This is a genomic window from Candidatus Accumulibacter aalborgensis (genome assembly GCF_900089955.1).
Classification (GTDB): Bacteria; Pseudomonadota; Gammaproteobacteria; order Burkholderiales; family Rhodocyclaceae; genus Accumulibacter; species Accumulibacter aalborgensis.
Map to the genome: position 1 here is coordinate 36,757 of NZ_FLQX01000129.1, position 14,341 is coordinate 51,097.

6 protein-coding genes and 1 pseudogene are annotated in these 14,341 nt (G+C 63.2%); 1 reads left to right on the plus strand and 6 read right to left on the minus strand.

Annotation, left to right across the window (positions count from 1 at the left end; genetic code table 11):
• Window positions 1-9: 9 nt before the first annotated feature.
• The 5 genes from ACCAA_RS14750 to ACCAA_RS14770 all read right to left on the minus strand — a co-directional run bounded on the left by ACCAA_RS14750 (window position 10) and on the right by ACCAA_RS14770 (window position 9,324).
• Window positions 10-1,509 carry a class I SAM-dependent DNA methyltransferase gene (locus ACCAA_RS14750; protein ID WP_186408011.1) on the minus strand — a complete coding sequence of 500 codons (1,500 nt, stop codon included), beginning with the start codon at window positions 1,507-1,509 and terminating at the stop codon, window positions 10-12.
• 72 nt (window positions 1,510-1,581) lie between these two features.
• Window positions 1,582-3,048 (minus strand): restriction endonuclease subunit S, encoded by a 1,467-nt coding sequence (locus ACCAA_RS14755; RefSeq protein WP_245754587.1) that lies wholly within the window; start codon window positions 3,046-3,048, stop codon window positions 1,582-1,584.
• A gap of 65 nt (window positions 3,049-3,113) precedes the next feature.
• Entirely contained in the window at window positions 3,114-5,894 is a 2,781-nt protein-coding gene (locus tag ACCAA_RS14760) for a type I restriction endonuclease subunit R (protein ID WP_186408013.1), read from the minus strand.
• Between the two features lie 171 nt (window positions 5,895-6,065).
• The gene (locus ACCAA_RS14765) at window positions 6,066-6,653 is read right to left on the minus strand and encodes a hypothetical protein (protein WP_245754588.1); all 588 of its coding nucleotides are present in this window, start codon (window positions 6,651-6,653) and stop codon (window positions 6,066-6,068) included.
• A gap of 334 nt (window positions 6,654-6,987) precedes the next feature.
• Window positions 6,988-9,324: a 2OG-Fe(II) oxygenase gene (locus ACCAA_RS14770; protein WP_186408014.1), complete on the minus strand. Its 2,337-nt coding sequence runs from the start codon at window positions 9,322-9,324 to the stop codon at window positions 6,988-6,990.
• 178 nt (window positions 9,325-9,502) lie between these two features.
• Here ACCAA_RS14770 and ACCAA_RS14775 point away from each other — a divergent pair.
• Window positions 9,503-10,448, plus strand: a pseudogene (locus ACCAA_RS14775) (Fic family protein).
• Between the two features lie 90 nt (window positions 10,449-10,538).
• Here the strand turns inward: ACCAA_RS14775 and dsr1 are convergent.
• Entirely contained in the window at window positions 10,539-14,339 is a 3,801-nt protein-coding gene (gene dsr1 / locus ACCAA_RS14780) for an anti-phage defense-associated sirtuin Dsr1 (protein ID WP_186408015.1), read from the minus strand.
• Window positions 14,340-14,341 lie beyond the last annotated feature (2 nt).

Consider the following 14,341-nt stretch of genomic DNA (forward strand, 5'->3'; position numbering starts at 1 on the left):
CTTGTCTTCCTACCGGGCCAACCCGGCGGCCACATCGCGAAAAGCCAGCAAAGCGGCTTCGAGATGCTCGATGATCTCTTGCTGCAGCACCTCGGGCGGCGGCAGGTCGGCCAGGTTGTCGAGGTCATCGTCCTTGAGCCAGAAGATGTCGAGGCTCGCCTTGTCGCGGGCGACGAGGTCGGCGTGGGTGAAGTGCCTGAATCGATCAGACTCCTGGCGTTGATGGCGATTCGCAGGGTGGCAGCAGGCGATGAAGTCGCGCAGGTCATCGAGCTTGAGCGGCCTCGTCTTCAGGGTAAAGTGCCGGTTGGTGCGCAGGTCGTAGATCCACAGCCCCCTGGTGTGGACCTGGCCGTCCTTGGGCCGGGCGTCGAAGAACAGCACATTGGCCTTGACGCCATTGGCGTAAAAGATGCCTGTCGGCAGCCGCAGCAGGGTGTGGACGTCGCAGGTTTCGAGCAGCTTGCGGCGGATGCGCTCGCCGGCGCCGCCTTCAAACAACACGTTGTCGGGCAGCACCACGGCCGCTTTGCCGTTGTCCTTGAGGATGGTGACGATGTGTTGCAGAAAGTTGAGCTGCTTGTTCGAGGTGGTTTCCCAGAAGTCCTGCCGCTCGTAGGTCAGCGCGTCCCTGTCTTCCTCGCCCTCGGCATTGGTGATCGTCATGCTGCTCTTCTTGCCGAAGGGCGGGTTTGCCAGCACGTAGTCGAAGCGCTCGCCTCGGTCGGCAATCAGCGCATCGGCGCGGTCTATCGCGGGTTCGCCGTCCAGCTCGCCGATGTTGTGCAGGAAGAGATTCATCAGGCACATACGGCGCGTGTTGGCGACGATCTCGTTGCCGTGGAAGGTCCTGTCGCGCAGGAACTGCTTCTGCCGTTTGTCCAGCGCCGGCGGTGTGTGCTCCAGCCAGGCGGCGTTCTCCTTCACCCACTTGCCGGTGCCGCTGATCCATTCGTAGGCCGCGAGAAAGAAACCACCAGTGCCACACGCCGGGTCGGCGATCCGCTTGTGCGCTTCCGGCCGCATGCAGGCGACCATCGCCTGAATCAGTGGGCGCGGGGTGAAGTACTGGCCGGCGCCGCTCTTGGTGTCTTCGGCGTTCTTTTGCAGCAGGCCCTCGTACAGATCGCCCTTGGTGTCGGCGTCCAGGCTGATCCAGTTCTGGGCGTCGATCAACTGCACCAGGCGCGAGAGCTTGGCCGGGTCCTGAATCTTGTTCTGCGCCTTGAAGAAGATCGCGCCCAGCATTCCCGACTGTTGGCCCAACGTGTGCAGCACGGCGAGGTAATGCGCCTCCAGAGGCTCGCCGGTCCTGGTTTTCAGGCTGGTCCAGTCATAGCCCCTGGGGATGCGGGTATCGCGCTTGTACGGTTCCTGCGCGAATTCGTGCGCGAGCTTCAGGAACAGCAGATAGGTCAGTTGTTCCAGGTAGTCGCCGTAGCCGACGCCATCGTCGCGCAGCGTGTGGCAGAAGTTCCAGATTTTCTGGATGAGGGTCGATGAGTTCATTGCGTTTGCGCCAATTGCCTCGGCAGTGTCGAGACAATCTCGTATTGGCGGGCCTGTGGCGAAGGGTGCGCTTCAGGCGTCATTGTGGCTGTCGGTTTCTACCGCCGCCTTGCGGCGACGGGGGTTTTTCGTGGGGAGCTGCGCGCTCTTCGCCATCCGTTCGGCGCGGATGCGCTCCAGCAGCTTGCTCGCCGGTTCGTCGGTCGGGTCTTGCGGAACCAACTGGCCGGAGAAGGCGGATGTGAGGATGTTCTGGCGTTGCGCAGAGGCTTGTTTGAGGGAGACTGCAATGGCAGCCTCTTGCGACTCGATCTGAGAAAGCAACACTTCAACAAGGCCAACGATGACCTTCAGTTCCATTGGCGGTGCTATCGGGATCGGGATTCGCTCGACAATCGACTTGTTGAGCGCGGGCTGATTGTTCCCGCTACTGCCCCGTCGAGTCTCCTCGTAGCGGGACCATAGCCAGTAGTACACATACTCTGCTGGGACATCCGTTTCCGATACCCGGATGGCTGCGCAATTCTGGTTGTTCGCAGCCTCAATGTCCAAAATCGCAACTTGGCCGCGTGTCCTTCCTTCCCCGATCATGCCGAGCATGACGCTGCCAGTCGGATTGATTCCCGTGCTGCTGTTTTTCAAGCCAAGCTCACTGATTCGCTCTTTCGTCGCCTTTATTCGCGAAAAGTGCACCTCTCCTGAACTGACCCATGGGATGGTGCCATTCCAGTAACTCGGTTCCTTCCTGCTTGGAGTTGCACCGACTGCAACATGGAAACACTGACCGACGGAACTCCATAGCCAATCCTCTGGCAGTTCAGGCAGGCCGTGTCCTGTGGGCTGGTTAGGCTCGGGGTAATTGTCCTGCCAGTCCTTGGGCGGCGCCTTGCCTTGTTCCTTGAGCTTCGCGAGTTGCTTCGCTTCCCAGCAGGCGCGGCGCTCACGGAGGATACGTTCCAGAAGTTCCGCGCCGGTCTCGAATGCCTCGCCCTGTTGGGTACGCTGCGCGCGCCAATCAGCGGTCAGTGCGCCCTCGACCGCGGCTTTCAGCACTGATTGCCGGTACTTTGTGAGCTTCTTCTGCGCTGCCTTGAGTTCGGCCACGCCGGCATCGAGGTCGGAGAGTAATTCTTCGAGTTTTTCGACGATGCGGGTTTGTTCAGCCACAGGAGCGATTGGTAATTCCACTGCTCTCAGGAACTCTCCGCCTATTGCAGCGAAGGTTGTTCCAGTTCCTTGCTTTGATAGCCACGGTTCAAGTTGTCGGAAAAAGTAAAACAAATAGAGCGGGCTTGCAGGTTTCTCAGCGCCTATTGCTGCTAGACCTCGGCCAATACATGCGCGTTCTTGAGCGATGTTTGTCGGTCCAACAGGGGCACGAATAGAAAGGAGGATGTCGCCCGGTTCTGCTATTTTTTTCGGATCAGAGCACCATTTCCTCACTTCAGGGTACCGTTCTCCGAACTCACTCTTTCCTTGAAAGAACGGCAACCCTGTACCTTCATTGTTGTAATGAACTGACTCGGGTGACTGCCCCATTTCAACTCGTGCCATATCTGCCAAACTAGACACCAACCAGCCCGTCGGTAGTTGTATAGGTTCCTTCACGCCACCAACTCCCGATTCATCTCATCCATCAACCCGTCGATCTGGCTCCCGAAAACCGCCCACGCTTTCTGCAACCCGCCCTTGTCGGCAAACTCGGCGTAATCGAAATCACTGCGCGCGATGCTGCAACTGCTCGCGATGTGGTCCTTCATCAGCCGCAGCCATTCGGTCTGCTCGGGGGTGAACGCGGTTCCCCGCTGCGCGTTGTGACGGAAGATCCACTCCTGGAAGCGCTTGTCGACCTGCTCGCTGAAGGGCTTCAGCTCGGCGTCGAGCCCGATGGCGAAGCGCACCAGCGCGACGAGGTCGGTCAACTGGCGCTTGTGATCCGCGCCCCTGACCTGTGCCGCCTGCACGCGCGCATAGGCGCTCCATAAGCGCTCGGCGGTGAGCATCAACGGTGGCCGGCTCAGTTGTTCGTGCAGTTCCTCGATCATCTCGAAAGTCAGCGCGCGCCGCTGGTACGGTTGCTGATAGAAGAACGCGAGTGCGGCGATCTCGTCCTTGTGCTGCTCGATGAACTCGGCAAAGGTGTGCACGGTTTTCCCGGCCTGCGCCTCGGCCTGCGCGCTGTAGCCCGAAAAGGTTACCTGGTCGAGGTTGATGTGGTCGATGAGCTGCTCACGTTCACGTCGGGCAGACTGGATAGCCTCGCGCAGTTCGGGCTTGTCGAACGGCGCACACGCAGCGGCCACGCGCGCTGCCCGGGCAGCGGCGATCTCGTCTGCGGTCAGCGTCTCTTCGGAACGTGTGACGCCTCTTGCCCTGGCGCTGGCCAGCGCCGCGTCGACGATGGCGTCGGGGTTCAGCGCACTGATCAGCGCCTTGCCGAGTTCTCCGACCGGGATTCCCCCGGACGCCTTTTCGACGCGCGCACGCGCCTTGTCGTCCAGTTGTTTGGCCAGGCGCAGCAGGCGGTTGGCGAGACTCAAGACGGTGTCGTCGTCGCGGTGGCCGATGGCGACGCCTTGCAGCAGGTCCTTGAGCGGCACGCCGGGCTTCTTCTCCAGCGGCCGGCTGTCGGTCTTGCACGACTTCTCGACGCCGACGGCGTCGATCAGCACGAAGCGCGTCTTGGCGCTGTCGGCGCTGTTGCTGACGCGCCTCATGTCGTCGTAGCTCAAGCCCCGCACGCCGCGGCCCTTCATCTGTTCGTAGTAGCTCCGCGAGCGCACATCGCGCAGGAAGAGCAGCACTTCGAGCGGCTTGACATCGGTGCCGGTGGCGATCATGTCCACCGTCACCGCCATGCGCGGGTGGTAGTCGTTGCGAAAACTCGCCAGCGTCGTGTCGGGGTCTTCTTCCGCCTTGTAGGTGATCTTCTTGCAGAAGGCATTGCCCTGGCCATACGCCTCGCGGACGATCTGGATGATGTCGTCGGCGTGGCTGTCGGTCTTGGCAAAGATCAGCGTCTTCGGGGTCTCTTGGCGGGTGGCGAAGATTTGCCCTTCGACCGCGCTCTTCATCGCCTGAACCACCTGGCGGATCTGGCTGGGGTTGACCACCGACCGATCGAGATCCCTGCCGGTGTAGGGCTTGTCTTCCTCGGTCTCGGCCCAGCGCTTCTTGCGCGTCTGCCGGTCACGGTGGTCCACCCACTCCCTGGCCTTGACTTCGGCGCCCTTCGCCGTGATCTCGGTTTCGATCACGTAGACGTCGTAGCCGACGTTGACGCCATCGGCGACGGATTGTTCGTAGGTGTACTCGGCGACGATATTCTCGTTGAAGAAGCCGAAGGTGCGTTTGTCCGGGGTCGCGGTCAGACCGATCAGGAAGGCATCGAAGTAGTCGAGCACCTGTTTCCACAGGTTGTAGATCGAGCGGTGGCATTCGTCGATGATGATGAAGTCGAAGGACTCGACCGGGACGGCCGCGTTGTAGCGGACCAGCTTGGCTTGCTGCGCCGTTTGCTGCAGCTCGTTTAGCGAAGTGTCCTCGGCGGAGTCGTCGATCGCTTCACCGGAGAGCAAGGAATACAGGCGCTGGATGGTGCTGATGCACACCTGCGCCTGCGGGTCGATGTGGCTGCTGGTGAGGCGCTGGATGTTGTAGAGTTCGGTGAATTTGCGACCGTCGTCGGGCGGGGTGTAGGCCATGAACTCCTGGTGCGCCTGTTTGCCGAGGTTGCGGGTGTCGACCAGGAACAGGACGCGCTTCGCGCCGGCGAACTTGAGCAGGCGGTAGACCGAGGTAACCGCGGTGAAGGTCTTGCCGGCGCCGGTGGCCATGTGCACGAGCGCGCGCGGCCTGTTGCGCGCCAACGACGCCTCGAGGCCGGTGACCGCGCTGACCTGGCAATCACGCAGGTTCTGCATGGGCAGCGGCGGCAGGTTGGCGGCGAGTCGCCGGCGCAGCGTGTCGGGCTGTTCGAGCCAGTGCGCCAGTTGCTCGGGGCGAAAGAAGTGGAAGACCTCGCGTGAGCGCGGTAGCGGATCGCGGCCATCGGTGAAGCGGGTGATCTGCGCGGTGCTTTCAAACAGGAAGGGCAAGGGGGCCGTGTGCAGGCACCACTTGAGGGTGGCGTTGGCGTAACGCGCGGTTTGCACTTCGGTGGCGGTGAGGTTCTCGCCGGCTTCGTCGCGTTTGGCTTCGATGACGCCCACCGCCGTGCGCTTGGCGAAGAGCACGTAATCGGCGGGTCCGCTATCGGTCGGGTATTCGCGTACGGCGACGCCCAATGCGGCGCCCAGGTTCAGATTCCTGACGTCCTGAACCGCCCACCCGGCATGGATGAGCTTTTCGTCGATCTGCTGCCTGGCTTTTGCTTCAGGCGACATGGCGGTGCCGGTGGTTGCGCACTCGTGGCGGCTGGAACATCGCTGCGGGGTTCCTCTTCTGGTTTTGGCCTTGCGCCGGGTACCGCTGCCGGCGTAGCATTGCCGCGTTTTGGTGAGTATGGCGAGCGAGCCGACATGTTGCCACAGCAACGTTGCGAAAGCACGAGTCGATCAGCAGGCGTGACCCTCGCCCGTGCGCGTGAATCCGAAACCGCCACTGCCACCGAGGCCAGGATGAATGCAGATCGTGACGCCCAGCGAGCGGGCGGCCTGGTAGAGGTCGGGCGGGAACGCTGCGAAGGGAACGGCACGTTCGACGACGGACTTGATGAAGGCGATTTCTTCCTGCTGGTCACCGGCATTGCGGACGGTGAAGGATTTCAGGCTGCCGTCGGGGTTGATCCGGAACTGTACGGACGCCGTGCGCAGGCCCGTGCTTCTGGGGTCGTTGCGAACGAAGGCGGCGCTGCGGTTGAGGCGCTTCAGGAGCCCGTCGAGGTAGAGATCGAGGCTGAAGGGTTCGGGTGGCGGGGTGTTGGGCCGACGCTCGAGCATGGCGCTGCCCTCTGCGTCCACTCTTGCCTGCTGCCGGCTCATGTCCCGGGCCATGGCCAGCGAACGCTGCGCCAGGCTGGGCTTGGGAGCTGCTTTAGCCTCTGCCGCCAACTCGTCGAGGAAACGCTTCATTCCCTCCTTCTCGGCTAGCGACTCCCGCGGCGTGTCGGCGACGGCCGGCCCGGCAGGCTTTGGCACGGTCATCACTGGCGCACGAGGCTGCGGTTTGGCGGTCGGCCTGGTGGCGGCTGTCTTCGCTGCGGCTGCGGCCATCGTGGGCGGGTGGGGTGGCGTCGGCTGGGCGTCGGCATGAGGGCCGGGCGCCAGGGTCGCCTCGAAGCGTGATGACGCTGTCGGTCGGGCTGCGGGTTCTTTCCGGGGAAAGAAGAGCACCACGGCATGCACGATCAGCGACGCGGCGACGGCCCAGGCCAGCGAGCGCGTCCGCGAGCTCGGTTCTACCGTGGCCTCGACATGGACAGGGCTTGCCGGGCTGGCTTCCGAGTTCTGGCTGACCGCCTGTGTGCGGAACGGCTTTTCATTGTCCCGTTGCCTGGCTCAAGCGCTCGCGGTCATCAAGATCCTTCTTTCGTTGCGCCACGCGCCGCTCGAAACTGGCCTGAGTCTTGGTACAGACGAGCGAATGGGGGCTGCCGCGCCGCAGGGTTTCGTGCCTGATATCGCAGTCATAGCGGCGAATTGAATTCTCGACATGACTTCGGTCGGCCTGCACGGCCTTGAAAGTCCAGACCGAGCGTAGCGGGTCGGCGAGGAAAGCCGAGAGTTCCTTGCAGTGAGCACAGCGACAGTCGACACGGCTTTCACGGGAGAAATCGGCAGGTGCGACCAGCGGTTCGGCGATTCGTTGCGCGAGGTGGTCAAGGCAAGCGGTGGTCAGGCGCCGCGTGGGTGCCCAATCGCGCGCCGGGCCGCCCTGCTCGGCCAGGCGGCGGGCGGCGGGTACGAGAATGGCATCGAGCGCGAAAGGGTTCGGCCAGGCCAGCATGTGGTCCACGGCGCGTTCGCCAAATGCGAGGGCGCGCAGATGGCAAAGCGCGGTCAGCAGGTCGACGACCAGTGCTGGCGTCACCGCCAACGGCCGCCGCCAGACTTCCATGGCAGGCGCCAACGCCGGGTCTCCGGGCAGGGCGGCGACCAGAGCCTGCGCGGCCGGCTCCAGCAGCGCGATGGACGGGGCGACGGCCGGCTGCGCAAGAAAGCGGCCGGCCATCGCTGCGAGGAACTCGGCGCAGGCGCTGGCCTGTTGGGCTGCATTTCCGGTGATGATTCTTTCGACCAGTGCGGCGGCCTGGCTTGCCGGGAGCCGCATCGCAGCGTCGGTCAAAGCCTCGGTGTCGCCGGCGTTGTAGCCACCCTGGGAGCTGACTTCGGCAAGGAAGAGCGCGATGTTCTCGGTGTCCTCGCTTTGGCTCAGGGCGGTCAGCAGCGGTGCGGCTTTGCCCGATGCGCTGGCTGACATCCAGCCGGAAGTGGACCAGTCGTCGCGCCGCGCGATCATCAGGCGGGCGAGTTGGTGCGCCTCGTTCCACAACGGCGACCTGGACCCTTTATCCTCGCCGGAATCGACCCAACGCTGGGTCAGCGCGACCAGGTAGGGCAGCGAGACTTCGCGGCCCGCGCCGGCGATCACTTTGAGTTTGCCGGCTTGCGGCCAAAGGACCAGCGCTGCTCGCTGATAGCTGCGCTCGAAGCTGGCTCCTTCGTTGCCGGTCGCTTCGAAAAAGTGCTGTTCGTCGGGCTCTTCGTCGTCCAGAGCGCCCGGCGGGCAGAGTTCCTCGTCGTCGAACGGCAGTTCGGCGAGCGCCGGGCGGCTGCCGTCGGGCGTTTGCCAGCCCGACAGCGTGCAAGAGCTGTCGCAGACCTCGAGCACCTCGAAGTCATCGTCGTCCGGCTCCGAATACCGCCTGCTGCGCGACCACGAGCCGCTGAAGCCGCTGTATTCGGCGCTGCCGCTTTCCCTGATGGCGAGAAAGGCCAGGTGGAGATCGCAATTCGCACGGCCGGCAGCGGGAACCAGTACCGAGGCAACAGCGGCGTCGCTTCCCTTGAGCGTCGGGAAGCCGATCTCCGCCGGCGTATAGGCGTGCTCCAGCGGATAGATCAGTTTCTCGGGAGGTGCTTCCTCGGCGGCAGGCGGTTCGTTGGCCCAGCGTTGGAGCAGGTCGCTCACCCGGTCGACCTCGGCCTCGTAAGCCGGCGGCTCGGGTAGTTTGCCCTGGCCTTGCCGAATCAGGTTGTAGATCAGGACCAGTCGGCAGCCCGAAATGATCGGCCGAATTTCGTGCCGGCAGTCGGCGTAGAAGGCGGCGAAAGCGACGTCCGACGGTTCGGGGGATGAAAGGTCGAGGCAGACCTCGCGGTCGCGGTGGCGGATGCACAGTTCCCCGCCGGTGTAGACCGATGGCATGACGACGACCAGCGTGGCGAACATTCCCGGCGCTTTCTCGGTGTCGCGATGGCTGACGAAGAAGCTGCCGGTGTCGTAGACGAGCAGCTTGTACAACTCGGCCGAGACGGGTTCGCTGACGCCAAGGCCGGTCGTGCTGCGCGCCACGATGTTGGCCAGGTCCTTGTCCCAGTGGCGACCGCCAATCTGTACGCGGTCGGCGCCGATCTGCCAGGTCCGCCGGACGTCGGTGTCGATCAGGGTATCGCTACCCCGACCATACGGCGCCTGCTCTGCGACAGCGACCAGTTGCTCGGCCTGGGCCGGCAACAGGGGCAGCGCAACGAGTCCGACGCCGGTCACTTCGAGCCGCGGCGCGAAAATCTCGCTGCGGCCTGTGGCATGGAAATCTCCGGGGCGGCGGACGTTCTTGAGGATGTCGGCAAGGTCCTGGGTAAGGGTGGTCATACGGTTGATGTCTCGGCGATGGGATGGACGGGTTCAGGTTTTTTTGCGGTCAGCGCGTCAGGCAGAAATTGCCGTTTCCGACACGCTCCAGGAAAGCGAGGAGCATAGACGCGGACAAGCTCGAAGTCGAGTGCGGTGAATAGCTTTCCATGCGGAGAATGTCCGTCACAATCTCCGCATGGAAAGCGGAGAAAAGATCTTCCTCTGGCAGGCCGACGACTGGCCCGATTGGCGTTACGACCTGACGGCGCTGGCCAGTCCCTTGGCTGAGGTCAGCCGCGCCCAGGGGATGCTGATCGGGCGTTTGGCCGAGGTCGGCTTTGCCTGGCGCGAACAAGCCAGTCTGGCAGTGCTGATCGAGGAGGCGGTCAAGACCAGCGAGATCGAGGGCGAGCAGCTCAATGTCGAATCGGTTCGCTCGTCGCTGGCTCGTTACCTTGGTGTGCGCAGTGGTGTACGCCTCGGTGCGCTGGCGCCGGTGGATCGGAACGTCGAGGGGGTGGTCGAAATGATGCTCGACGCCACCGGCCGCGCAAATGGCTGCGCAGGTGTCCCGTTTTCTGGACTGGGTGAATGCCACGACGTCCGAGCCGGCGCTGATCAAGGCCGGGCTGGCCCATCTGTGGTGGGTGACCTTGCACCCGTTTGATGATGGCAACGGCCGTATCGCCCGGGCTGTGGGCGATTTGCTGCTTGCCCGCGCCGATGGCAGCCCACAGCGCTTCTACAGTCTGTCGGCGCAGATCCAGTGCGAGCGCAAGGCGTACTACGACGTCCTGGAAAGCACCCAGAAGGGCACGCTGGACGTGACGAACTGGTTGGCCTGGTTCCTCGGCACGCTGCAGCGCGCCGTCGGCAGCGCTCAGCACACGCTCGATGGTGTGTTGACGAAAGCGCCTTTCTGGCAGCGTTGGGCAGCGACGCCACTGAATGAGCGGCAGGTGAAATTGCTCAACCAGTTGCTGGATGGATTCCAGGGCAAACTGACCAGCAGCAGGTGGGGCGCCATCGCCCACTGTTCTCCGGATACGGCGCTGCGCGACATCAACGCGTTGATCGCGCTAGGTGTGCTGCGCAAGACCCCGGGCGGCGGGCGCAGCACGGCCTACGAAGTCAGCGATTGAGGAAGCCGGGCTGAAGGAACATGACGCTCTGATCGCCACCAGCGTCGACGCAATCACCCGTACTGCGCGACTGAGGCAACGGTCGTCGCCTTATTTTCCGCGTTGCCTCAAGTACTCGACCAGCCGTAGATAGCGGTTGTCGTCTTCAGCAGCGGGCCAGGCTTCCGCGATTGCATCAAGACTCTTGCCAAGTTCGGGCCCTGGCCACGGTTGATCGGCGATGATCGTGCCCAGAAGCATCAAGGCATCTTTGGGGTACCGACTACACAGCCCTGATCCGTGCAGCACGCGAACCACATTATGCGGATATTCGATGGGTTGCAACCAATCGCGAACGCTGGCCAGTGCCGCAGGAAAAGCATCGCCCGCCGCTATGGCCAGGAGCGCCAGTCGCTCTGCGATGACCTTCGAGGCCAATTGACGGGACTTCGGCCAGATCTCGTGCCAATATGGCAGGATACGGTTGGTCCACTGACTTTCGCGCTGCTGGCCGGCGCCTTCGAGGGCGTGGACTAGTGCCTGCGCCGCGTCCTGCAAGCCTTGCTGCGGTAAGGCGGCCGTAGCCACGTGCAGTTCGGTGGTGGCAAAATTGTCGGCAGCATCAAGCGCTGCGTAGGTGAGAATCGCCGCGTACTGGCGAGCGTGCTCGCCCAACTGGTCGTAATGACACGCCGTTTCAAGGAAAGATCTCTTGAAAGCGGCGAGCAGTGGCCCATACAAGCGTGGCGACCACAGAAATCCCTTCCAGGCAGCGCACGCTTCGATCGCGGAATGCTGCCAGTCGAACAGGGGGAGCAGGTATTCGGCGGCCCACGCACGGTCTACGCGGAATAGCGCGATGACGTTGGCTGCAAGCAGAACACGCGCGTGGCGATACCGAGCAACCGTGGTGTCGCAAAGAGACGTGAAGATCGGTTTCAGATCGTCGGGCAAACCTTGCCCATCCTCCGGCTGACGACGCAACCAGTAATGCAACAAGGCCTGCGTGATGTGACCGATCGGGTGGTTGATCGCGCTTGCGACAGGCTGCTTCGTTCCCTTATCGTCCTGGTGATCCATCGCCAGGAACCGGCCGCAGAGGGCGAGGAAGAGCGTTTCGTGACTATCGAGTACCTTTGCCGCCACGTGGAGCCACCAGGTGGCGCTCTGGGCAATGGCGAGCAGCGTGGCATCTGGCATGCGCTGCAGTACGGGCGCCACGTAGCGCCAAGAGCGGTGCAGCAGCTTGTCGTCGCTCCAGGTTTGCAGCGCCGCGCGCCAGCGCTCGGCAGGCCATTGCTCTTGACGCCCGAGCGCGCACAATGCAGAAGCTGCGGCCGAGAACTTCTCTCGGCAGACTTCGCGCCAGTCGTTCTCGTGCCAGAGATCTGTGGACGGTGGTCGCTGGAGCCATGCCATCAACTCCCGTCGCTGGCGAGGCACTCTTTCAAACTGGCGCCGACCTTCATCGTCCGGGTCGCCGGTACCACTCATCCACAGTGTGAACTCGTCACTTTCGTTCGTTGCCAGCCGCCATTGCGAGTGAGCAAACGTCAAGGCTGCAAATCGCGCCGTGGCCTCGCCATCGAGGACGGCACCGCCGGATGCCAACTTGGCCAGGCGTAGCCAAACCGAGTGATCCACTAGCTCTACCCAGTGCTCAGATTCCATATCGCCGCTGAACATCCGGCGTGGTGGGCCAGTCAGAATGCCTGCTGCCAGGCGCGTGCGTGCATCGGCGCAGAGACCGGCGCCGCGCAGTACCAGAAGACGCATCGTTTCGCGCTTGGTCTCCTCCGACCACAGCCACCAGCCCTCATCAACCAACAACCAGTCCACCCAGACGCCATCAGCGGCCATGCCATCGTGCGTCGCAGCGAACAGTGCCAGTCGCTTGAAAGTCGGGTAGGGTAGTGCCCACCAGTCTTCGACGACGCGGCGTGCTCGGGCCGTGTCGTGTTCCAGCGTCGCCAGCCAGGCGTCGCGCAGGATTTCAATCAGCGACACCCAGTCGTGGAAGCCCCGGTTTTGCCAGTGCGGACTGATCGACGGCAGATCCCAAAGCCCGCGATCACTCCAGTCGTCGGCCGCCCCCAGTTCGCGCATCAGATCCAGCGCCTCGTACAGCAGGCTTTCAACGTCGTTCAGGAGCTGCGGTAGTGCTGCTCGCCAGGCAGGCGATTGGGCCAGATCGTTCAGCGACGAATGAACGTGATCGGTTGATAGCTCGATTTCCCAGTCGATCAGGTCCTTCAACCGCTCTGGCTCACCGGTGTCCTCGATGTCTGCACTCCAGCGAATGGGTTGACGCAGAGCAACGCGCGGCGACAGCATCTCTCGCAGTTCCAGGCGCAGACTAAGCGTAAGTCCATCACGACTGAAGCGCTCCTGCCAGCGGTACAGATCGACCCGGCGCCACGGCGACTTCGCGCGGCCGGTGAGCAGCAGGCGCCAGAGCGTACGCATCGGCGGGCGCGGAACAGCCTTGGGCGCGTTGGTCCGGATGCGCTCCAACTCCTCGTCCTGTCCCTCGTGCTCGAAGTTGGCGAGTTCATCGAGGCGATGTTCCAACAACCAGATGAAATCGTCGTGCAGTTGGCCGCCCCGCCTTGCCAGCCACCACACCAGCGCGGGGTCGTCGAGGTGTCGGGTCAGCCATCGCGCCAAATGGGACATCACGTCGTCCCACCGGCTTGCGGCGCCTCCATCGATCAGCGACATCCAGGGTGCATGGGTGTGGGGAGCCGGCCGGCGTGTCAGGCTGAAGGCGAGCTTGTCATCAGGCGTCTGATGGGGCCGCACACCAAAGCGGTCCAGGTCGGCATGCCGGTAGCGTTCCTCGCACAGTGGTTCCAGCCAGTCCAGCGACGGTGCCGGGTCAAAGTCGGCGAAACGCTTGGCCGGCAGGCCGGATGGATCGGAAAGCGCCCAGAGCATGCGGCCGACGAAATCATCCTGGCGCGTGCTGGCCAGCGGTCGGGCCATCGCGTATTCGACGACGATGCGCTCCTTGCCGAGCACGCCGTCCCGGTAGATATCGGCCCACTCCTTGAGCGTCCGATGCAAGGCGGAATGGTCGACGGAGTCCTTTGGCACTTCGTAGAGTATCGGCGCGACGCCCCTGGCCTCCCACTCGATCTGCTCGTCCGCCCCCTGACCTGCCGGGCAATCGCCAAACGCGTAGGCCTGGGGTGTGGCCTCGCCCATGATTCGGTCCGCCGCGAGCGCGTCCATCATGTAGCGAAGCACGGGATCGTTGATGCTGTAACCGACGAAGCACACGACATAATTGCGGAACAGTTCGCCGACGAAACGCGCCGCCCAACGCTCGGTCAGGTAGGCAAGACCGAAGTCTCCACTCGTTAGTACCAGGCGATTTAACGCGTTTTCGTCAGCCGTGCTGGGGAGCAGTCCGTGCAAATAGACGACCCCGCTCCAGCGGCTGTTCTTGGGAATCGGTAGCAATGGGGCTGGAAACGCGGGGATGGCGGGACGGACTCGTGCGATCAGGCGCTGGAAGATTCGGTCGAAGTTGGTGGTGACCAGCCGAACCGCGTTGTCGCGGCACCGCGCGAGCTGAAGCAGTGCGGCATGGGTGTCCGTCGCGCCTTTGCGTCGCAGTTTCGGCTGCAGGACTTTCGTCAGCGCCGTTCGTACGGCCATGCGCTGGCCAGGAATTCGTCCTTCCAGAAGATCGAGCGTGGCGTCGAACTGCTCCCTGGCATACGCCGATTGCTCAATGTCAGTGGGCCTGGTGCCCAATTCGGCATAGATCTGGTCGACCAGGCCGCGAAAACCCGGCAGCCCCGCCGGGTACGAAATACCCGCCCCACAGAAGAACACGACGCGGCCTTGCTCATGAGCCTGCATCAGTTGCTCGGGAACGTCCGGGCCGTTCTTGATGAACTGCATGG

What these genes read in the sequence shown, in the direction of transcription:
- ACCAA_RS14750 (WP_186408011.1), bottom strand. Translation starts at nt 1,509, where the DNA reads ATGAACTCATCGACCCTCATCCAGAAAATCTGGAACTTCTGCCACACG.
- ACCAA_RS14770 (WP_186408014.1), bottom strand. Translation starts at nt 9,324, where the DNA reads ATGACCACCCTTACCCAGGACCTTGCCGACATCCTCAAGAACGTCCGC.
- ACCAA_RS14760 (WP_186408013.1), bottom strand. Translation starts at nt 5,894, where the DNA reads ATGTCGCCTGAAGCAAAAGCCAGGCAGCAGATCGACGAAAAGCTCATC.
- dsr1 (WP_186408015.1), bottom strand. Translation starts at nt 14,339, where the DNA reads ATGCAGTTCATCAAGAACGGCCCGGACGTTCCCGAGCAACTGATGCAG.
- ACCAA_RS14755 (WP_245754587.1), bottom strand. Translation starts at nt 3,048, where the DNA reads ATGGGGCAGTCACCCGAGTCAGTTCATTACAACAATGAAGGTACAGGG.
- ACCAA_RS14765 (WP_245754588.1), bottom strand. Translation starts at nt 6,653, where the DNA reads ATGACCGTGCCAAAGCCTGCCGGGCCGGCCGTCGCCGACACGCCGCGG.